This is a genomic window from Serratia sp. LACPHL-BACT-2024-00286, from assembly GCF_043109535.1.
GTDB classification, from domain to species: Bacteria; Pseudomonadota; Gammaproteobacteria; order Enterobacterales; family Enterobacteriaceae; genus Serratia; species Serratia sarumanii.
The window spans coordinates 266,207-285,041 of sequence record NZ_JBICNA010000006.1 but is presented as its reverse complement, the minus strand read 5'-3'; the positions used below and the strand labels follow the sequence as shown (position 1 = coordinate 285,041).

Here is an 18,835-nt window from a genome sequence, read left to right as displayed (position 1 = left end):
GCCGCATCCGCTATCGATACGGCCCGAAAGGCGATGTGGGCTTAGTTGCCGTGCAGACGCTTGGCGTCTATCACGTCCGGCAGCTGGTTCAGCTTCGCCAGCACCCGGCTCAGCACCTGCTGGTTGTAGATTTCGATATCCATGTCGATGGTGGCCAACTGCTTCTTGGTGTCGCTGCGGCTGGCGACGCCCAGTACGTTGACCTTTTCGTTGGCCAGAATGGTGGTAATGTCGCGCAGCAGCCCGCTGCGATCGTTGGCCATCACGCGCACCACCAGCGAATAACCGCTGGAGTAGCTTTCACCCCATACCGCGTCGACGATGCGCTCCGGCGCGTGCGATTGCAGATCGACCAGCTGATCGCAGTCCGCCCGGTGGATCGAAATACCGCGCCCCTGGGTGATAAAGCCGACGATGTCGTCGCCCGGGATCGGCTGGCAGCAGCGGGCGATGTGGTGCATCAGGTTGCCCACGCCTTCCACCACCACTCGGCCGTTGTCCTTGTTGCGGGCCGGCGGCGGCGCTTTCTGCTGCACCAGCTGGCGCAGCGCCTCGCGATCCTGCTCTTCGGCGCTCGGCTTGTTGAACTTGCCCTGCAGGTAATTCACCATCTGGTTCAGGCGAATGTCCCCGCCGCCGATCGCCGCCAACACCTCGTCCAGCGAGTTCATGTTGTAGCGCGGGATCAGCAGCTTCTCGGCCTCTTTCAGGCTGATGCCGAGGTGTTCCAGTTCGTTGTCCAGCATCTGGCGGCCGGCGAGAATGATCTTGTCGCGATCCTGCTTGCGGAACCAGTTGTGGATCTTCGAGCGCCCGCGGCTGGTGGTGACATACCCCAGGTTCGGGTTCAGCCAGTCGCGGCTCGGGTTCGGCTGCTTCTGGGTGATAATCTCAATCTGGTCGCCCATCTTCAGCTGATAGGTAAACGGCACGATGCGGCCGCCGATCTTGGCGCCGATGCAACGGTGGCCGACGTCGCTGTGAATGTGGTAGGCGAAATCGAGCGGCGTGGAGCCGGCCGGCAGATCCACCACGTCGCCTTTCGGCGTAAACACATACACCCGATCGTCGAACACCTGGCTGCGCACTTCGTCGAGCATCTCGCCGGAGTCCGCCATTTCTTCCTGCCAGGCGATGAGCTTGCGCAGCCAGGCGATGCGTTCTTCGTAGCCGGAGCGCACGGTCACGCCCGCGCCCTCTTTGTACTTCCAGTGCGCGGCTACGCCCAGCTCGGCGTCTTCATGCATTTGCCGGGTGCGGATCTGAATCTCGACGGTTTTGCCGCGCGGCCCCAGCACCACGGTGTGGATAGACTGGTAGCCGTTGGGTTTCGGGTTGGCGACGTAGTCGTCGAACTCGTCCGGCAGATGGCGGAAGTGGGTATGCACGATGCCCAACGCCGCATAGCAATCCTGCAGGCGCTCCGCCACGATGCGCACCGCGCGCACGTCGAACAGTTCGTCGAACGCCAGGTGCTTTTTCTGCATCTTGCGCCAGATGCTGTAGATGTGTTTCGGCCGGCCGTAGATCTCCACCCGAATGCCTTCGCTGGCCATTTCGGCGCGCAGCCCGGCGACGAAATCGTCGATGAACTGTTCGCGATCGATGCGGCGCTCATGCAACAGCTTGGCGATGCGCTTGTATTCTTCCGGATGCAGGTAGCGGAAGCAGAAATCTTCCAGTTCCCACTTCAGCTGGCCGATGCCGAGCCGGTTGGCCAGCGGGGCGTAGATGTTGGAACACTCTTTCGCCGCCAGCACGCGCTCGTCTTCCGGCGCGTCTTTCACCTCGCGCAGGTGAGCGATGCGCTCCGCCAGCTTGATGACCACGCAGCGGAAATCCTCCACCATCGCCAACAGCATGCGGCGCACGTTGTCGACCTGTTCGGAGGCCATCGAGTCGTTTTGGGTGGCTTTCAGTTGGCGAATGGCGTCCATGTCGCGCACGCCGTGCACCAGCGCGACAATGCCCTTGCCGAACGCTTCGGTCAGGGTCTCTTCCTGCACGATGCCGGCGTCCACCAGCGGGAACAGCAGCGCAGCGCGCATGCTGTCGTTGTCCATGCTCAGCGTCGAGAGGATTTCCACCATCTCCAGACCACGCCACAGCAGCAGCGAGGCGTCGGGGTGATTCTGGGTCTGCTGCTCACAATAACGCCAGGTTGCGGCCAATCGCTCACATGACTGCGGGTTAGGTAGCCCCAAGCCGGCTATCCACTCATCGAGAGCGAACTCACCCGCCGTATTCAGATGTGCACTTCTTACCGCAACCATAACTTCTCCCTACTTTGCAGCGACCTCTGGCGCGCGCTCGTTGATAAACAGCGCCATTGATTCAAGATGCCCCGTGTGCGGAAACATATCCAACATCCGCACGCGCGCAAGACGATAACCGGCGCTCAACAGCACTTTGCTGTCGCGAGCCAGCGTGGTGGGGTTACAGGAAACATACACCACCCGCGCCGGCGCCAGTTTTACAATGTGTGACATCACCCCGGCCGCACCGGCGCGGGCGGGATCCAGCATCACCTTATCAAACCCTTGTGCTGCCCAAGGTTGCCGCGCAACGTCGTCCTCCAGATTCTCGTGGAAGAACGATGCATTATTCAGCTTATTCTTATGTGCATTATATTGCCCATTCGCTACCAGCGTGGCAACACCTTCGATGCCCACCACCGCAGCGGCGCGGCGCGCCAGCGGCAGAGTAAAATTGCCCATGCCGCAGAACAGGTCCAGCACCCGATCATTGGGTTGAATGTCGAGCCATTCAAGGGCCTGCGCCACCATTTGTTGGTTTACGGCGTCATTGACCTGAATAAAGTCGCGCGGGCTGAAGTCTAAGCGTAGCCCGTCAACCTGATAATACGGCGTGTCACCGCACAGTTTTTCCACGCGATCGCTGTCCGGCGCCAGGTAAACGGCGAGGTTTTCCCGCTCGCCAAACGCCAACAACGCCTGCCGATCCGCCTCTTTCAGCGCGTCGAGATGGCGCAGCACCAGCAGCGGGCCGTTATCCGCCAGCACCAGCTCTACATGCCCCAGCCGCCGTACCGCCTGCAGCCCGCTCAGGCAGGCGCGCACCGGCGCCAGCAGCCGTTCCAGCTCCGGCCGCAGCACCGGGCAGTGCTCCACCGCCACCAGCTCGCTGGAGGCCGCCTGTCGAAAGCCCATCATCAGGCGCTGCAGCTTGGGCTGCCACGCCAGGCTCAGGCGGGCGCGACGGCGATAACCGTATTCCGGGCCGGCGATCACCGGCTCCTGCTGCGGGGTCACCCCGGTTTCGCGGGCGATCATGCGCACCAGCGCCGCCGCCTTGCTCTGCTGTTGCAGCGCCTCATCCGCATGCTGCTGCTGGCAGCCGCCGCACACGCCGAAATGCGGGCAGCGCGGCGCCACCCGCTGTGGGCTGCGGCTCAGCAGGCGCTTGAGCTTGCCTTTGGCGAACTGGCGCTTATCTTCGGTCAGCTGGATTTCCGCCTGCTCGCCCGGCAATACGCCCGGCACGAACACCGCTTTGCCGTCGTGGCGCGCCACGCCCTGGCCGAAAGGATCGAGATCGCTCACCGTCACGGTGAAGATTTGTGAGCTCTGCCGGGTCGTCACGCGGCGTTTGGGAGAGTAGAATTGCGCCATATTTGTCGATTGTGTGCTGGTTCATTAAGCTAGTGTCAGCTGTCAATTCTCCCACATTGGAATCCCATGACCAAATACAGCCTGCGTGCGCGCATGATGATCCTGATTCTGGCCCCGACCTTGCTGATTGGTTTGCTGCTCAGCACCTTCTTCGTGGTGCACCGCTATAACGAGCTGCAGGAGCAACTGGTCGACGCCGGCGCCAGCATCATCGAGCCGCTGGCGGTGGCCAGCGAGTACGGCATGACGTTCCGCAGCCGCGAATCGGTCAGGCAGTTGGTCAGTCTGTTGCACCGCCGCCATTCGGACATCGTGCGTTCGATCACCGTGTTCGATGCGCAGAACAATTCGTTCGTCACCTCCAATTATCACCACAACTTCGCTCAGCTGCAGCTGCCGAAAGGCGTGCCGTTGCCTACCGAGCTGATGCTCACCCGACGCGGCGATTCGCTGATCCTGCGCACGCCGATCCTATCGGAAAGCCAGTATCCGGATGAAACCGCCGACGGCGGCAGCCACCCCGACAACAACCTGGGCTATGTGGCGATCGAGCTGGATCTGCAGTCGGTGCGGCTGCAGCAATATAAAGAGGTGTTCGTCTCCACCCTGCTGCTGTTGCTGTGCATGTGCATCGCCATCCTGTTCGCTTACCGGCTGATGCGCGACGTGACCGGCCCGATCCGCAATATGGTGAATACCGTCGACCGTATCCGCCGCGGCCAGCTCGACAGCCGCGTGGAGGGCTACATGCTCGGCGAGCTGCACATGCTGAAGAACGGCATCAACTCGATGGCGATGTCGCTCACCGCCTATCACGAAGAGATGCAGCAGAACATCGATCAGGCCACCTCCGACCTACGTGAAACGCTGGAGCAAATGGAAATTCAGAACGTCGAGCTGGATCTGGCGAAAAAACGCGCGCAGGAAGCGGCGCGCATCAAGTCCGAATTCCTGGCCAACATGTCGCACGAGCTGCGCACCCCGCTCAACGGCGTAATCGGCTTCACCCGCCAGATGCTGAAAACCGATTTGAGCGCGACCCAGACCGACTATTTGCAGACCATCGAACGCTCGGCCAACAACCTGCTGACCATCATCAACGACGTGCTGGACTTCTCCAAGCTGGAGGCCGGCAAGCTGGTGCTGGAGCATATTCCGTTCGCCCTGCGTGAAACGCTGGACGAAGTGGTGGTGCTGCTGGCGCCCAGCGCCCACGATAAGGGGCTGGAACTGACGCTGGATGTGCACAACGACGTGCCGGAGCAGGTGATCGGCGACTCGCTGCGCCTGCAGCAAATCATCACCAACCTGCTGGGCAACGCCATCAAGTTCACCGAAACCGGCAATATCGATATTCGCGTCGAGCTGCGCAAACGGCTGGATCGCCGGGTGGAAGTGGAAGTGCAGATCCACGACACCGGCATCGGCATCTCCGAACGCCAGCAGTCGCAGCTGTTCCAGGCGTTTCGTCAGGCAGACGCCAGCATCTCCCGCCGCCACGGCGGCACCGGGCTGGGGCTGGTGATCACGCAAAAACTGGTGAAAGAGATGGGGGGCGATATCTGCTTCCACAGCCAGTTGAACCGCGGCTCGACCTTCTGGTTCCACATCACGCTGGATCTGAACGAGGGCATGCTGTCGCTGGCGCCGAGCCTGCCGGATCTGAACGGCAAAACGCTGGCCTATATCGAGTCCAACCCGACGGCGGCGCAGGCGACGCTCAACATGCTCAGCGTCACGCAGCTGGTGATCACCCACTCGCCGACGCTGGCCCAGCTGCCGCCAGGCCACTATGACTTCCTGCTGGCCGGCGTGCCCATCCCGTTCCGCGACAACATGGCGCAGCACGAGGACAAATTGCTGGCCTCGCTGAAGCTGGCCGATCGGGTGATTCTGGCGCTGCCGTGCCAGGCGCAGATCGACGCCGAGCTGCTCAAGCAACAAGGCGCGCTCGGCTGCCTGATCAAGCCGATCACCAGCACCCGGTTGTTCCCGCTGCTCAGGATGGAGACACCGACACGCCTCACCGCGCCGCCTGAGCGTAAACGCCTGCCGCTGACGGTGATGGCGGTTGACGACAACCCGGCCAACCTGAAGCTGATCGGCACGCTGCTGGGGGAACAGGTAGAAAAAACCCTGCTGTGCGAGAGCGGCGAGGAAGCGCTGGCGCTGGCGCGCGACAACGTGCTGGATCTGATCCTGATGGACATTCAGATGCCGAAGATGGACGGCATTCACGCCAGCGAGCTGATCCGCCAGCTGCCGCATCACAACTCCACGCCGATCGTCGCCGTTACCGCCCATGCCGCCAGCGGCGAGCGCGAGCACCTGCTGCAGGCCGGGATGGACGACTATCTGGCCAAACCGATCGACGAGAAAATGCTGACCCGCGTGCTGTCGCGCTACCACAGCGGCGACGTGGAAAACGCCGTCGCCGACGACGCGCCGCTGTCGCTCGACTGGCCGCTGGCGCTGCGTCAGGCGGCCAATAAACCGGATCTGGCGCGCGATCTGCTGCAAATGCTGCTCGATTTCCTGCCGCAGGTGCGCGAACGGGTGCAGGCGCTGCTCGACGGCCAGCATGACGACGAGATCCTCGATCTGGTCCATAAGCTGCACGGCAGCTGCAGCTACAGCGGCGTGCCGCGCCTCAAGCAGCTGTGTTTCTACCTCGAGCGGCAGCTGCGCCAGGGCGTCACCAACGACGAGCTGGAGCCGGAGTGGCTGGAGCTGTTGGATGAGATTGAACTGGTGATCCACGCGGCGCGCGCGCATCTGACGCAACCGGCCTGAATCCTCAGGCCGTAACGCAAAAAGGCACGCCGCAGCGTGCCTTTCTTTTTAACGCCTGATGCTTATCACTGCGCCAGCAGGTACAGCTGGCTTTCGCCGCGCTGGATATTCAACGCCAGCACCGACGGCTTGCTGTCGAGGATTTTACGCAGCTCGCCCAGGTTCTGGATCGGCTGCTGGTTCACGCCCAGGATCACATCGCCCTTTTTCAGGCCGATGCGCGCCGCGGCGCTGCCGGCTTTCACGCTGTCCACCTTGACGCCCTTCACATTGCCGACCTGGGTGTTGCTCAGCTCGGCGCCTTCGATGCCGGTGTAGATATTGCCCGAGGCCACCTGAGTCTGCGCGCTTTGCTCCAGCGTGACGTCAATCGTCACCGGTTTGCCGTCGCGAATAATGCCCAGCGACATCTTGCTGCCGACCGGCAGCGTGCCGATCTCCGCCCGGAACGAGGCGAAGCTGGAGATGGCCTTGCCGTTCATGGTGACGATCACGTCGCCGGCCTTGATGCCCGCCTTCGCGGCGGAAGACTTCGGCATCACCTGGCTGACGAAGGCCCCGCGCTGCGCGTCGACCTTCATCGCCTTGGCCAGCTCAGAGTTCAGCTCGGTGCCCATGATGCCCAGCTCGCCGCGTTTCACCTGGCCATATTCGACCATTTGCGCCGTCAGGTTTTTCACCATGTTGCTCGGAATGGCGAAGCCGATACCGATGTTGCCGCCGTCCGGCGCCAGGATCGCGGTGTTGATGCCGATCAGCTCGCCGTTCAGGTTAACCAGCGCGCCGCCGGAGTTACCGCGGTTGATCGCCGCATCGGTCTGGATGAAGTTTTCATAGTTTTCGATGTTCAGGCCGCTGCGCCCCAGGGCGGATACGATGCCCGAAGTGGCGGTTTCACCCAGCCCGTACGGGTTGCCGATCGCCACGGTGTAATCGCCGACGCGCAGCTGATCGGAATCCGCCATCTTGATCGCCGTCAGATTCTTGAAGTCTTTCAGCTGGATCAACGCGATATCGGAACGCGGATCCTTGCCGATCACCTTGGCGTCGAAACGGCGGCCGTCGCTCAGCTGCACCTGAATCTTGTTGGCGTTGTCCACCACGTGGTTATTGGTCACCACATAGCCCTTGGCGGCATCGATGACCACCCCGGCGCCCAGCGCCTGGAATTTCTGCTGCGTGCCCTGCGGCTGGCCATCCGGCCCTGGCTGTTCGCCGCCCTGACACATCGGTGAGCCCTGGAATGGCGAACCGTCCTGGCAGAACGGCGAATCTTCGCCGAAGAACTGTTGGAACTGCTGCGGCATGCGCGGCGTATTGACCGTGGTGCTGCCCTCAACGTTAATGCTCACCACGGAAGGCATCACCTTTTCCAGCATCGGCGCCAGGCTCGGCAGCTGTTGGGTGTTGGAAGAGGCGGTTTCAGCGGCGCTGGCCGTGACCGGGCCCATCGCCATACCGATACTGAATGCCAGTGCGCTCAGAACTAATGCGGTTTTTTTCATCTGTGTGTCTCTTATAAAGTCGTTCAAAAAGAATGGCCGTCTTGCGTGCTTATTCAGAGTTAATTAATAGCCCGAAGTTCCGGCACAGATGATTGGCAATAGTAAACAAATATTGTCCGTCTTTACAAAAGTCGAGACAGCCAACCGGTTGGAATTGCTGACAATTATTCTTCAGTTGAATTATTCCGCCGCCATCAATCGACGATATTCATCATAGGCGTAAAGGTCGGTCATTCCGCTGATATAGTCCTGCAATAAACGGGCGCGGAAATAATATTCCCGAATGGCTTGCTGCTCCGGCGATAAATGCTGCAGCCCCTCTACCGCCTCCGCATACGCCAGCCGATGCTTGGTGGACAGCTTGTGGAACAGGCGCGTTTCGATCGGGTAAGCGCGGTGGCTGTCCTCGCGCACCAGCTGGCTGAAGTCCGCCAGCGACATCGCCAGCAGCGGGCTGTAAATGTCCAGCAGGCCGCTGATCACCCGGTAGCCTTGCAGCTCGAGCTGCTCGACCTCCGGGTGGTTGAACACGTGCTTGAACGCCACATTTTTAAATATTTTCAGTAGCCGGTACGCCGGGCTGAAATCCTCCAGCAGCGCCTGATTGAAACTGCCCTGATAGACCGCGTCCAGATTGTCGATAAAGCGCTGCGCCGCGTGCGGCACCAGCCGCGCCACGGTAAACACCCGCAGATACATGAAGAACTGATCTTCCGCGCTGCGCCGCGCGCCGCCGCGATCGATCTTGCGAAACGCGCTGGCGACGGTCTTGTCGAACAGATCGCCCGGCGCCACTTCGCCCCACTCCTGAATCAGGTGCTGATACAGCTGCTCGACGGTGAAAATGCTCTTCTCCACCGCGTCTTCCAGATCGGCCACGCAGTACGAGATATCGTCGGCGGCCTCCATGATATAGGTCAGCGGGAAACGATCGAACTCGCCCATGTGCAGCTCGCGCCGCAGCCGATCGACGAAGGCCTCTTCCGCCAGATAGTAGCCGGGCTTTTTCATCAGATAGCTGTGGCTGGCGGGGATGTCGCTCGCCCAGTAGGCCGGGCGGGTGTATTTCAAAATGCAGCCGACCTGCGCGTAGGTCAGGTTGAGCTTCAGCAGGCTGTACACCATGCGGATCGCCTGGGCGTTGCCCTCGAAGTGGCTGAGATCCTGACGGATCCGGCTGCGCAGCCGGTTCAGATCGCTCTCCCCTTCATGCAGGCGCAGCGTCGCCACCTGGCAGCGATCGTGGCTGCCCGGCTCGCTGCCGCAGCTGGCGGGATCGAGCCGTTGGGCGAACCAGTCGTTGATCGCCGACTCGCCGAAGTGACCGAACGGCGGATTGCCGATGTCGTGCATCAGACAGGCCATTTCCACGATGCTTTCAAACGGATCGAGCAGCCGGGTCAGGCCGAGCTCATCAATTCTCCCCGCCTGTTTGAAGCGGTTGAGGATCTCTTTGGCGATGTGGCGCCCGACCTGCTGCACCTCCATCGAGTGCGTCAGGCGGCTGCGCACCGCCGCGTTGCGCTCCAGCGGAAACACCTGGGTTTTTTGCTGCAGACGGCGAATGGCGGCCGAGTTGACGATGCGCCCGCGATCGCTCTCGAACTGCCGCACGATGTCGTACTCTTCCTCGGCCTCGATCGGTTTGCTGAAAGGCCGTTGGAAGCTGATTTTTTGCTTGAAGTCGATCCCGGACATCTGTTTCTCCGCCGTTGCGCCCTGCCCCCGTGATAACAATTCCCGGCGGCGGATGCAACGCATTATCTCTCTCACACAGCCATGATAGACTATGCCGCAATTCTCACGGCCAATCAGCGAGTGTTATTTATGAAAGTAGGCATCATCGGCGCAATGGAGCAGGAAGTCACCCTGCTGCGCGAGCAAATCGAAAACCGTCAAACCATCCAGCGCGCGGGCTGCGAAATCTACACCGGCCAGATCGGCGGCGTTGAGGTGGCCCTGCTGAAATCCGGCATCGGCAAAGTTTCTGCGGCCATGGGCACCACCCTGCTGCTGGAACACTGCAGCCCGGATCTGGTGATCAACACCGGTTCCGCCGGCGGCCTGGCCAGCACCCTGCGCGTGGGCGATATCGTGGTGTCGGAAGAAGTGCGCTACCACGACGCCGACGTCACCGCCTTCGGCTACGAGCCGGGCCAGATGGCCGGCTGCCCGGCGGCGTTCGTCGCCGACGACGCGCTGATCGCGCTGGCGGAAGGCTGCATCAAACAGCTGGATCTGCACGCGGTGCGCGGCCTGATCTGCAGCGGTGACGCCTTCATCAACGGCGCCGAGCCGCTGGCGCGCATTCGCGCCACCTTCCCGCGCGTCGCCGCCGTGGAAATGGAAGCCGCGGCGATCGCCCACGTCTGCCATCTGTTCGGCACGCCGTTCGTGGTGGTGCGCGCCATTTCCGACGTCGCCGACAGCGAGTCGCACATGAGCTTTGACGAGTTCCTGGTGGTAGCGGCCAAACAGTCCACGCTGATGGTCAACGCCATGCTGCAAACCCTGGCCAAGCGCGGTTGATGTGAGGCTGCGCTTTACCTCGATCCTCTGTTTGTTGGCGCTCTGGCTGGCCATGCCGGCCGGCGCCGCCCAGCGGGTGATCAGCCTGGCGCCCAACGCCACCGAACTCGCCTATGCCGCCGGCATGGGCGATGTGCTGGTGGCGGCGAGCGCCTATTCCGATTATCCGCCGCAGGCCGCCAGGCTGGAGCAGGTGGCCTCCTGGCAGGGCATCAATCTGGAGCGGGTGCTGGCGCTCAAGCCAGATCTGATCCTCGCCTGGCGCGGCGGCAATCCGCAGCGCGTGCTGGATCAGCTCGCCGCGTTCGGCATCCCGATCTTCTATGCGGACGCCGACAATCTCGAAGGGATCGCCGGCTTGCTGGACCAGCTGGCGCAATACAGCCCGCACCCGGAGCAGGCGCATCAGGCGGCGGAAGGCCTTCGCCGCCAGTTCGCCGCTCTCAAACAACAGTACGCCGCTAACTCGCCACGGCGCGTGCTGCTGCAGTTCGGCACCCAGCCGCTGTTCACCAGCGCCGGCGCCACATTGCAAAGCCAGGTGCTGGCGCTGTGCGGCGGGCAGAACGTCTTCGCCGACAGCCGCCCCCCTTGGCCGCAAATCAGCCGCGAGCAGGTGCTGACGCGTCGGCCGCAGGCCATCGTCATCACCGGCGGCGCGAAAGAAGCCGCCAATGTGAAAGCCTTCTGGGCGCCGCAGCTGCAGGTGCCGGTGATCGCGCTGAACGAAGACTGGTTCAACCGCGGCGGGCCACGCATCCTGTTGGCGGCACAGCAGCTGTGCCGCCAGCTGGCAGAGATCCGCTGATGCTGGTGTTCTGGTTGGATATTCTCGGTACGGCGGTGTTCGCCATCTCCGGCGTACTGCTGGCCGGCAAGTTGCGCATGGATCCGTTCGGCGTGCTGGTATTGGGCGTGGTCACCGCGGTCGGCGGCGGCACCATCCGCGACATGGCGCTGGCCAACGGCCCGGTGTTCTGGGTCAAGGATCCCACCGATCTGGTGGTGGCGATGATCACTTGCGTCTTGACGCTGCTGCTGGTGCGCCAGCCGCGCCGTCTGCCGCAGTGGGTGCTGCCGGTGCTGGACGCCGTCGGGCTGGCGGTGTTCGTCGGCATCGGCGTCAACAAGTCCTTCGCGGCCGGCACCGGCCCGCTGGTGGCAATCTGCATGGGAGTGATCACCGGCGTCGGCGGCGGCATTATCCGCGACGTGCTGGCGCGCGAGATCCCGATGATCCTGCGCACCGAAATTTACGCCACCGCCTGCATCATCGGCGGCATCGTGCACGCCACGGCGTTTTACACCTTCCACATGCCGCTGCAACAGGCCATGATGCTGGGTATGATCATCACCCTGGCCATTCGGCTGGCGGCCATCCGCTGGCACCTCAAATTGCCCGCCTTTATTCTCGAACGCTGAGCCGTCGCCCTGTGGGGCGGCGCTTGGCAACGCCGCATTTGGTGATTTATTAGACTAAAAACGGGCTTGGTGGTATTATTTTCAACCAATAAATAGCGTAGTGACGATGTAAAATTCTGTTATCCGCAGGTTAATCCCTTCCCCGCGCTGTTAAACCTTTTTAACTTTTTGCCGATAAGTCATCACAAGATTGCTTACGGATGGCTATTCCCGCAATGATGAAAAAAATCCTGCTTGCCTGCTGTAGCGCCCTGCTGAGTGGCGCCGCGCATGCCGATGCCGTCAGCGGCCGGATCGGCGTTACTCTGACCATTGAACCGCAATGCGCCGTGCGCCTCGAGGCCGCCGCCCCACGGGCCGAATGCAGCCATGCGGCGGCGCAGCCGAACATTACCCGCCAACCGGCGCAGGAGAACAGGGCGGAAGTGATCCTCGTGGAATGGTAGGCATAAAAAAACCCGCCGGCCGTAAGGCGAGCGGGTTGATATTCTGACAGGCAAACTCAGATGCTGAACGACGAACCGCAACCGCAGGTGGTTTTGGCATTCGGGTTGGTCACCACGAAGCGCGACCCTTCCAGCCCTTCGGTGTAGTCCACCGAGCCGCCGACCAGATACTGCAGGCTCATCGGATCGACCACCAGCGCCACGCCCTGCTTCTCGATGGTCATGTCGCCATCGTTGACCTTGTCGTCAAAAGTGAAGCCGTACTGGAATCCGCTGCAGCCGCCGCCGGTAATGTAAACCCGCAGCTTAAGGTTCGGATTTTCTTCGTCAGCAATCAGGAACTTAACCTTGCTTGCTGCTGCCTCGGTAAATTGCAGGGGCAGTGCCGTTTGATCACTCATACTCTTTACTCCCAACATTGTTCAGCATCAGATCGCTACTATGGCTGCCTGATTAATATTAACGATTATCCGATACCTGAGTGTTGCGTTCAAGTATTCACCGCATTTGTTGTATTTTCCTTACCTGTTTTCTCCGCCGCTTCCCGCGCCAGCTGCGCCTCCTGCCTTTGCAGCGTGCGGGCCAGGATCGACGAATACAGCGGCTTGCCGCCGAGCAGCTGCGCCACCACTGTGGCGCCGAGGCAGGTGATGATCATCGGTAAAATGAGTTGGTAGTTGTCGGTCATTTCCAGCACCAGCACGATGCCGGTCAGCGGGGCGCGCACCGTGGCGGCGAACAGCGCCCCCATGCCGGCGATGGCGAAGGTGCCCGCCTCGATGCCGTACTGCGGGAACAGATGCGCCCCCGCCAGCCCGAAGGCGGTGCCGAACAGCGTGCCCAGCGCCAGCATAGGCGCGAAGATGCCGCCCGGCGCGCCGGAGCCGAAGCACAGCAGCGTGGTGAAGATGCGGGTGATAAAGATAAACATCAACATGCCGACGCTGTAATTGCCCGCCGCGGCGATCGGGATCAGCCCAAAGCCGCCGCCCGCCGCCTCCGGCTGGATCAGCCCCAGAATGCCGCACACGCCGCCGAGCAGCCCGCCCATCAGCAAGACATTGCGCATTCTGCCGCCGTGCAAACGCGCGAACATGTCTTGAGTGCGGAAGATCAGCGCGTTGAACCCCACGCCCACCGCGCCGAATATCGCCCCCAGCACCAGATAGAGCCACAGGGTATTGATGGGCGCCGAAGAAAGTTTGTCGACCGCGATCACCGAGCCCTGGCCGTTAAACAGCTGGAATACCACGCTCGACATGATAACGCCGATAAACACCGCTTTAATCGAGATCAGGTTGTAGCGAAACTGCGGCCGCATCTCTTCGATGATGAACAGGATGCCGGCCAGCGGCGCATTGAAGGCGGCGGACAGCCCGGCGGCAGCCCCGGTCGCCAGCAGCGTATGACGCGCCTCGGCGCCGCGAATGCGCAGCACGTCCAATACCATGCGCCCGACGTTGCCGCCCATTTGCACCGTGGGCCCTTCGCGCCCCAGCACCATGCCCGCCCCCAGCGTGCCCATGCCGCCGATGAATTTCACCGGGATCACGCGCCACCAGCGCACCGGCCGCAGCTCCTCCAGCGCGCCTTCGATCTCCGGAATGCCCGAGCCGCCCGCCTCAGGGGCAAAGCGTCGCACCAGGTAATAGCCCAGCGCCGCCAGCGCGGCGGACAGGATAAACGCCAGCGGCCACACCAGGATCCAGGAGTCGGCGACCTGCGCCAGCGAAGCCAGCCGCTGCTGCTGCACCCACTCCACCGCCTTATCGAAGGCCACGCCGAGCAAACCGGCCAGCGTCCCCACCAGCGCGGCCATCACCAGGATCGCCACCGGCGTTTTATCGCGGCGAATAAACTGACGCACCGCATCGCTGCGGCTAAGACGCGGGCTCAACGTCCCGACTGGCTGTGAATGTGTTTCCGTCATCGCGAGTAATTCGTCAGGTAATTTGTAATACAAATAGGCAAGGCGGTTATTCTACCCCAACCCGGCGGCGCGCGCTGCCGTTAATGGTATCTGACTGTGATCGTTTCATAACGCGGCGCTCTCCTCTAGAATAGCGCGGTCAAATCATTCAAAAGAGAATCCAGGAGCCGATTTATGAGCCTACACAGCAAGTCCGAAAGTCTGTACGCCCAGGCGCAACAGTTGATCCCCGGCGGGGTGAACTCTCCGGTGCGTGCATTCACCGGCGTAGGCGGTGTGCCGCTGTTTATCGAGCGGGCAGACGGGGCTTACCTGTTCGATGCCGACGGCAAGGCCTATATCGACTATGTCGGTTCCTGGGGGCCGATGGTGCTGGGGCATAACCACCCGGCGATCCGCGACGCGGTGATCGAAGCGGCGCAGCGCGGCCTGAGCTTCGGCGCGCCAACCGAGATGGAAGTCAAAATGGCGCAGTTGGTCACCGAGCTGGTGCCTACCATGGATATGGTGCGCATGGTGAACTCGGGCACCGAAGCCACCATGAGCGCCATCCGCCTGGCGCGCGGCTACACCAACCGCGACAAAATCATCAAGTTCGAAGGCTGCTACCACGGCCACGCCGACTGCCTGCTGGTGAAAGCCGGTTCCGGCGCGCTGACCCTCGGCCAGCCGAACTCACCGGGCGTGCCGGCCGATTTCGCCAAGCACACCCTGACCTGCACCTATAACGACCTGGATTCGGTGCGGGCCGCCTTCGAGCAGTACCCGTCCGAGATCGCCTGTATCATCGTCGAGCCGGTCGCCGGCAACATGAACTGCGTGCCGCCGCTGCCGGAATTCCTGCCGGGCCTGCGCGCGCTGTGCGACAAGTACGGCGCGCTCTTGATCATCGATGAAGTGATGACCGGCTTCCGCGTGGCGCTGGCCGGCGCACAGTCCTATTACGGCGTCGAGCCGGATCTGACCTGCCTCGGCAAAATCATCGGCGGCGGCATGCCGGTGGGCGCCTTCGGCGGCCGCCGCGACGTGATGGACTCGCTGGCGCCGACCGGCCCGGTCTACCAGGCGGGCACCCTGTCCGGCAACCCGATCGCCATGGCGGCGGGCTATGCCTGCCTGACCGAAGTGTCGCAGGTGGGCGTGCACCAGACGCTGACCGAACTGACCGAGATGCTGGCCGCTGGCCTGCTGCACGCGGCGCAGGAAGAGAATATCCCGCTGGTGGTCAACAACGTCGGCGGCATGTTCGGCCTGTTCTTCACCGACGCGCCGGCGGTCACCTGCTACCAGGACGTGATGCAGTGCGACGTGGAACGCTTCAAGCGCTTCTTCCATCTGATGCTGGAAGAAGGGGTGTATCTGGCTCCGTCCGCCTTCGAAGCGGGCTTCATGTCCGTGGCGCACAGCAAGGAAGACATTCAGCGCACCATCGACGCCGCGCGTCGCTGCTTCGCCAAGCTGTAATCCCGGCCGAATGGCCAAAAAAACGGGTGCCTCGGCGCCCGTTTTGCTTTTCGCTGCCGCTTAAAGCAGCGTGCCGTAAATGGTCAACAGCGCCACCACCACCACGATGATCATCGTCACCTTGCGCGCCAGCGTCACCGCCGCCCGCGGCGTTTGCACCGGATCCATATGCGGATCGCGCGCCAGCGAGAACTGCGCCAGCCGCGTCAGCACCTGATACGACGATGAATGCCGATCCCCCAGCGAGGCGAACCAGGCCGGCAGCGCCCGCTCGCCGTGGCCAAACAGCGCGTAGGCCACCCCGGCCAAACGCACCGGGATCCAGTCCAGCCAGTTCAGCAGGTGATCGATGCCCGATTGCGAACGCTCCAGCGGCGTATTGTGGCGCGCCAGCCAGGTTTGATAGGCGCGCAGGAAGGCATACCCCGCCAACGCGATCGGCCCGTAAGGCCCAAAGACCACGAACCAGAACAGCGGCGCTAGATAATAACGGAAGTTGATCCACAGCAGCGCGTTTTGCAGCTCGCGCAGGCGCAGCTCTTCGCTGCAGTCCACCGGCAAACCGTGGATCAACGCCAGCTCTTCCGCCATCTGATCGCTGGCGTGGGTATCGCCCTGCCGCGCCGCTTTCAGGTAGGCGCGGTAGTGTTTGCGCTTGATGCCGGCGCCGACGCACAGCAGATCGATGACGATCCACAGCAGCAGCGTCACCACGCCGAAGAACAACCCGTGCGACAGCCACAGAACGCCCCAGACGACCACCATCCAGGCGGCGGTCATCGCCAGCGTCTGCGCCAGCGAAACCCGATGCAGCCGCTGAAACACCACTTCGAGACGGTGATCCAGCTGCCAGTGTTCTCCCAGCTTAAACAGGCGCTCCCAGGCCAAAACCAGCAACAGCGTAAACAGCGTCATTAGCGATTCCTCTCCCTATTTCTTGTCTCAAGCATAGCGTCGGCGGGCGCGCCGCGTTGTTCCAGAGATGCCAGATAGCGATCCCAATCGAACGCCGGCCCGGGATCGGTCTTGCGGCCGGGGGCGATATCGCAATGCCCGGCGATATTGGCCACCAGCGGCGGATAATGTTCGGCCAGCAGCGCGGTGACCGCCTGCAGCGCGCGGTATTGCGCCTCGGTGTAGGGTAACTGATCGGTGCCTTCCAGCTCGATGCCGATGGAGAAATCGTTGCACCGGTCGCGCCCCTGATACAGGGAAACGCCCGCGTGCCAGGCGCGCTGGTCGAAGGGCACGTACTGCACGATCTCCCCGTCGCGGCGGATCAGGCAGTGCGCCGACACCCGCAGCTGATGGATCTCGGCAAAATAGGGATGCTGTGCGGGATCGAGCGTGCCGGTAAACAACTGGTCGATATAGGGGCCGCCGAACTCGCCGGGCGGCAGGCTGATGTTGTGGATGACCAGCAGCGACGGCGGCTCGTCATCCGGGCGCCGATCGCAGTGCGGCGAGACCACTCGCGTCACCCCGATAATCCAGCCATTTTCCAACTGCATCAGACACCTCTCTGCGGTGGTACTTATTCCTGCAACAGAGTAGCATGTTCCCCTACGATCTAACCGTCCATTTCGGAGTTTTCCATGCCGACACGCCGCTACAGTGCCGACAGTCGCCGCACCGAGCTTCTTGAACGAATTGAAAGTGATATTCCCTATGCCGTCGCCCAGGCGCTGCGCGAAGACCTGGGGGGTGAAGTCGACGCCGGGCGCGATATTACCGCGCAACTGTTACCGGCGGACAAGCAGGCCGAAGCCACCGTCATCACCCGCGAAGCCGGCGTATTCTGTGGCCGCCGCTGGCTGAATGAGGTCTTTATTCAGCTGGGCAATCAGGTGCAGGTGGAGTGGCTGGTGGCGGACGGCGACCGTCTGACGCCGAACCAACCGCTCTGCCGGCTGCGCGGCCCCGCGCGGGTGATGCTGACCGGCGAGCGCACCGCGCTGAACTTCGTGCAGACGCTCTCCGGCGTGGCGACCGAGGTCAGCCGCTATGTGGCTCTGCTGGAAGGCACCCGGACTCGCCTGCTCGATACCCGCAAGACCCTGCCCGGCCTGCGCACCGCGCTGAAATACGCCGTGCTGTGCGGGGGCGGCAGCAACCACCGGCTGGGGCTGTCCGACGCCTTCCTGATCAAGGAAAACCACATCATCGCCTCCGGCTCTATCAAGAACGCGGTGGAAAAAGCCTTCTGGCTGCACGCCGACGTGCCGGTGGAAGTGGAAGTCGAATCGCTCGATGAACTGCAGCAGGCGCTGGACGCCGGCGCCGACATCATCATGCTGGACAACTTCAGCGTCGAGATGATGCGCCAGGCGGTCGCCCAAACCCAGGGCCGCGCCCAGCTGGAAGTATCCGGCAACGTCACCAGTGAGACGCTGCGCACCTTCGCCGAGACCGGCGTGGATTACATTTCGGTCGGCGCGCTGACCAAGCATGTGACCGCGCTCGATCTGTCGATGCGCTTCAAATGATCCCCTCGCCCCCGGCCGCTGCCGGGGGCGTTACCGTAAAATTGCGAAGCCCCTCGCACCCTTTTATTCACCGCTGCAAACAACGTCATTACTGATGGAAGCGCGCCGAGAAACGCGCAAAAGCCCCTCGCCGTGCCCCCGCGCAAACCGCTACCGTTGCCTTCCACACCCTTATGGAGGAGACAACGCATGGAAACGCAACGCGGCTTTACCCTGATAGAACTGATGGTGGTGATCGCCATCATCGCCATCCTCAGCGCCATCGGCATTCCCGCCTACCAGCGCTACATCCAGAAAGCGGCGATGACCGACATGCTGCAAACCATGTCGCCGTACAAACTGGCGGTCGAGCTGTGCGTCCTGGACGAAGGCGCCCCCACCGGCTGTGAAGCCGGCAGCAAAGGCATTCCCACCGGCGGCACGTCGCGTTACGTCAGCGGGGTGAAAGTCGTCAAAGGCGTGATCACGCTGACCGGCACCCAAACGCTGCAGGGGCTGGCGGTGGCATTAACCCCCAAAGCGAACGCCGATGGGCTGACCCGCTGGAGCCGGCTGTGCAGCAGCGAAAACGCAACGCTGGTTGAAGTGTGCCAGGAAGTCTTCCGCTTCGACAACGCGGCGGAGTAAC

Annotated in this window: 16 protein-coding genes; 8 read left to right on the top strand and 8 right to left on the bottom strand. The window is 62.4% G+C overall.

Annotation, left to right across the window (positions count from 1 at the left end; translation table 11 throughout):
- Positions 1-41 precede the first annotated feature (41 nt).
- The gene (relA, locus tag ACF8MC_RS19335; protein WP_392423751.1) at positions 42-2,273 is read right to left on the bottom strand and encodes a GTP diphosphokinase; all 2,232 of its coding nucleotides are present in this window, start codon (positions 2,271-2,273) and stop codon (positions 42-44) included.
- Positions 2,274-2,282: 9 nt separating this feature from the next.
- Entirely contained in the window at positions 2,283-3,632 is a 1,350-nt protein-coding gene (gene rlmD, locus ACF8MC_RS19330) for a 23S rRNA (uracil(1939)-C(5))-methyltransferase RlmD (RefSeq protein ID WP_033649231.1), read from the bottom strand.
- A gap of 66 nt (positions 3,633-3,698) precedes the next feature.
- Here rlmD and barA point away from each other — a divergent pair, with 66 nt between their 5' ends.
- The gene (gene barA, locus ACF8MC_RS19325; RefSeq protein WP_353038557.1) at positions 3,699-6,425 is read left to right on the top strand and encodes a two-component sensor histidine kinase BarA; all 2,727 of its coding nucleotides are present in this window, start codon (positions 3,699-3,701) and stop codon (positions 6,423-6,425) included.
- Between the two features lie 65 nt (positions 6,426-6,490).
- Here barA and degP read toward each other — a convergent pair whose 3' ends face one another.
- Together degP and dgt are read right to left on the bottom strand one after the other, a co-directional pair.
- Positions 6,491-7,930, bottom strand: coding sequence for a serine endoprotease DegP (gene degP, locus ACF8MC_RS19320; protein ID WP_033649228.1), 1,440 nt, complete (start codon positions 7,928-7,930; stop codon positions 6,491-6,493).
- A gap of 180 nt (positions 7,931-8,110) precedes the next feature.
- Positions 8,111-9,628, bottom strand: coding sequence for a dGTPase (gene dgt, locus ACF8MC_RS19315; protein ID WP_049234089.1), 1,518 nt, complete (start codon positions 9,626-9,628; stop codon positions 8,111-8,113).
- A gap of 129 nt (positions 9,629-9,757) precedes the next feature.
- Between dgt and mtnN the strand changes: the two genes are divergently transcribed.
- The 4 genes from mtnN to ACF8MC_RS19295 all read left to right on the top strand — a co-directional run bounded on the left by mtnN (position 9,758) and on the right by ACF8MC_RS19295 (position 12,327).
- Entirely contained in the window at positions 9,758-10,459 is a 702-nt protein-coding gene (gene mtnN, locus ACF8MC_RS19310; protein WP_033652925.1) for a 5'-methylthioadenosine/S-adenosylhomocysteine nucleosidase, read from the top strand.
- Positions 10,460-10,511: 52 nt separating this feature from the next.
- Entirely contained in the window at positions 10,512-11,267 is a 756-nt protein-coding gene (btuF, locus tag ACF8MC_RS19305) for a vitamin B12 ABC transporter substrate-binding protein BtuF (protein WP_392423812.1), read from the top strand.
- Complete coding sequence (locus ACF8MC_RS19300; RefSeq protein ID WP_049213097.1) at positions 11,267-11,881, top strand: TRIC cation channel family protein; 615 nt, start codon at positions 11,267-11,269, stop codon at positions 11,879-11,881. The genes btuF and ACF8MC_RS19300 overlap by 1 nt, the downstream gene beginning before the upstream one ends.
- A 200-nt stretch (positions 11,882-12,081) precedes the next feature.
- Positions 12,082-12,327, top strand: a complete 246-nt coding sequence (locus tag ACF8MC_RS19295) for a hypothetical protein (protein ID WP_152692914.1) — start codon at positions 12,082-12,084, stop codon at positions 12,325-12,327.
- A 56-nt stretch (positions 12,328-12,383) separates the two neighbouring features.
- Here ACF8MC_RS19295 and erpA read toward each other — a convergent pair whose 3' ends face one another.
- Together erpA and clcA are read right to left on the bottom strand one after the other, a co-directional pair.
- On the bottom strand, positions 12,384-12,728 hold the full coding sequence (gene erpA / locus ACF8MC_RS19290) for an iron-sulfur cluster insertion protein ErpA (RefSeq protein ID WP_033649222.1): 345 nt from the start codon (positions 12,726-12,728) through the stop codon (positions 12,384-12,386).
- Positions 12,729-12,817: 89 nt separating this feature from the next.
- Positions 12,818-14,257 carry a H(+)/Cl(-) exchange transporter ClcA gene (gene clcA / locus ACF8MC_RS19285; protein WP_033652923.1) on the bottom strand — a complete coding sequence of 480 codons (1,440 nt, stop codon included), beginning with the start codon at positions 14,255-14,257 and terminating at the stop codon, positions 12,818-12,820.
- Positions 14,258-14,431: 174 nt separating this feature from the next.
- On the opposite strand from clcA, the gene hemL reads away from it, so the two are divergent.
- Positions 14,432-15,721 carry a glutamate-1-semialdehyde 2,1-aminomutase gene (gene hemL / locus ACF8MC_RS19280; RefSeq protein WP_033652922.1) on the top strand — a complete coding sequence of 430 codons (1,290 nt, stop codon included), beginning with the start codon at positions 14,432-14,434 and terminating at the stop codon, positions 15,719-15,721.
- 60 nt (positions 15,722-15,781) lie between these two features.
- Here hemL and ampE read toward each other — a convergent pair whose 3' ends face one another.
- Both ampE and ampD read right to left on the bottom strand, forming a co-directional pair.
- Positions 15,782-16,636 carry a beta-lactamase regulator AmpE gene (ampE, locus tag ACF8MC_RS19275; RefSeq protein ID WP_025301586.1) on the bottom strand — a complete coding sequence of 285 codons (855 nt, stop codon included), beginning with the start codon at positions 16,634-16,636 and terminating at the stop codon, positions 15,782-15,784.
- Positions 16,636-17,232, bottom strand: a complete 597-nt coding sequence (ampD, locus tag ACF8MC_RS19270; protein WP_033652921.1) for a 1,6-anhydro-N-acetylmuramyl-L-alanine amidase AmpD — start codon at positions 17,230-17,232, stop codon at positions 16,636-16,638. The genes ampE and ampD overlap by 1 nt, the downstream gene beginning before the upstream one ends.
- 84 nt (positions 17,233-17,316) lie before the next feature.
- Here ampD and nadC point away from each other — a divergent pair, with 84 nt between their 5' ends.
- Both nadC and ppdD read left to right on the top strand, forming a co-directional pair.
- A complete protein-coding gene (gene nadC / locus ACF8MC_RS19265) occupies positions 17,317-18,207 on the top strand; it encodes a carboxylating nicotinate-nucleotide diphosphorylase (RefSeq protein ID WP_019455086.1) in 891 nt (296 codons plus the stop codon).
- A gap of 189 nt (positions 18,208-18,396) precedes the next feature.
- Entirely contained in the window at positions 18,397-18,834 is a 438-nt protein-coding gene (gene ppdD, locus ACF8MC_RS19260) for a prepilin peptidase-dependent pilin (RefSeq protein ID WP_033649215.1), read from the top strand.
- Position 18,835: the final 1 nt, after the last annotated feature.

Excerpts from the sequence above, each read along its gene's own strand:
- relA (WP_392423751.1), bottom strand. The coding sequence starts at position 2,273 with ATGGTTGCGGTAAGAAGTGCACATCTGAATACGGCGGGTGAGTTCGCT.
- rlmD (WP_033649231.1), bottom strand. The coding sequence starts at position 3,632 with ATGGCGCAATTCTACTCTCCCAAACGCCGCGTGACGACCCGGCAGAGC.
- barA (WP_353038557.1), top strand. The coding sequence starts at position 3,699 with ATGACCAAATACAGCCTGCGTGCGCGCATGATGATCCTGATTCTGGCC.
- degP (WP_033649228.1), bottom strand. The coding sequence starts at position 7,930 with ATGAAAAAAACCGCATTAGTTCTGAGCGCACTGGCATTCAGTATCGGT.
- dgt (WP_049234089.1), bottom strand. The coding sequence starts at position 9,628 with ATGTCCGGGATCGACTTCAAGCAAAAAATCAGCTTCCAACGGCCTTTC.
- mtnN (WP_033652925.1), top strand. The coding sequence starts at position 9,758 with ATGAAAGTAGGCATCATCGGCGCAATGGAGCAGGAAGTCACCCTGCTG.
- btuF (WP_392423812.1), top strand. The coding sequence starts at position 10,512 with ATGCCGGCCGGCGCCGCCCAGCGGGTGATCAGCCTGGCGCCCAACGCC.
- ACF8MC_RS19300 (WP_049213097.1), top strand. The coding sequence starts at position 11,267 with ATGCTGGTGTTCTGGTTGGATATTCTCGGTACGGCGGTGTTCGCCATC.
- ACF8MC_RS19295 (WP_152692914.1), top strand. The coding sequence starts at position 12,082 with ATGGCTATTCCCGCAATGATGAAAAAAATCCTGCTTGCCTGCTGTAGC.
- erpA (WP_033649222.1), bottom strand. The coding sequence starts at position 12,728 with ATGAGTGATCAAACGGCACTGCCCCTGCAATTTACCGAGGCAGCAGCA.
- clcA (WP_033652923.1), bottom strand. The coding sequence starts at position 14,257 with ATGACGGAAACACATTCACAGCCAGTCGGGACGTTGAGCCCGCGTCTT.
- hemL (WP_033652922.1), top strand. The coding sequence starts at position 14,432 with ATGAGCCTACACAGCAAGTCCGAAAGTCTGTACGCCCAGGCGCAACAG.
- ampE (WP_025301586.1), bottom strand. The coding sequence starts at position 16,636 with ATGACGCTGTTTACGCTGTTGCTGGTTTTGGCCTGGGAGCGCCTGTTT.
- ampD (WP_033652921.1), bottom strand. The coding sequence starts at position 17,232 with ATGCAGTTGGAAAATGGCTGGATTATCGGGGTGACGCGAGTGGTCTCG.
- nadC (WP_019455086.1), top strand. The coding sequence starts at position 17,317 with ATGCCGACACGCCGCTACAGTGCCGACAGTCGCCGCACCGAGCTTCTT.
- ppdD (WP_033649215.1), top strand. The coding sequence starts at position 18,397 with ATGGAAACGCAACGCGGCTTTACCCTGATAGAACTGATGGTGGTGATC.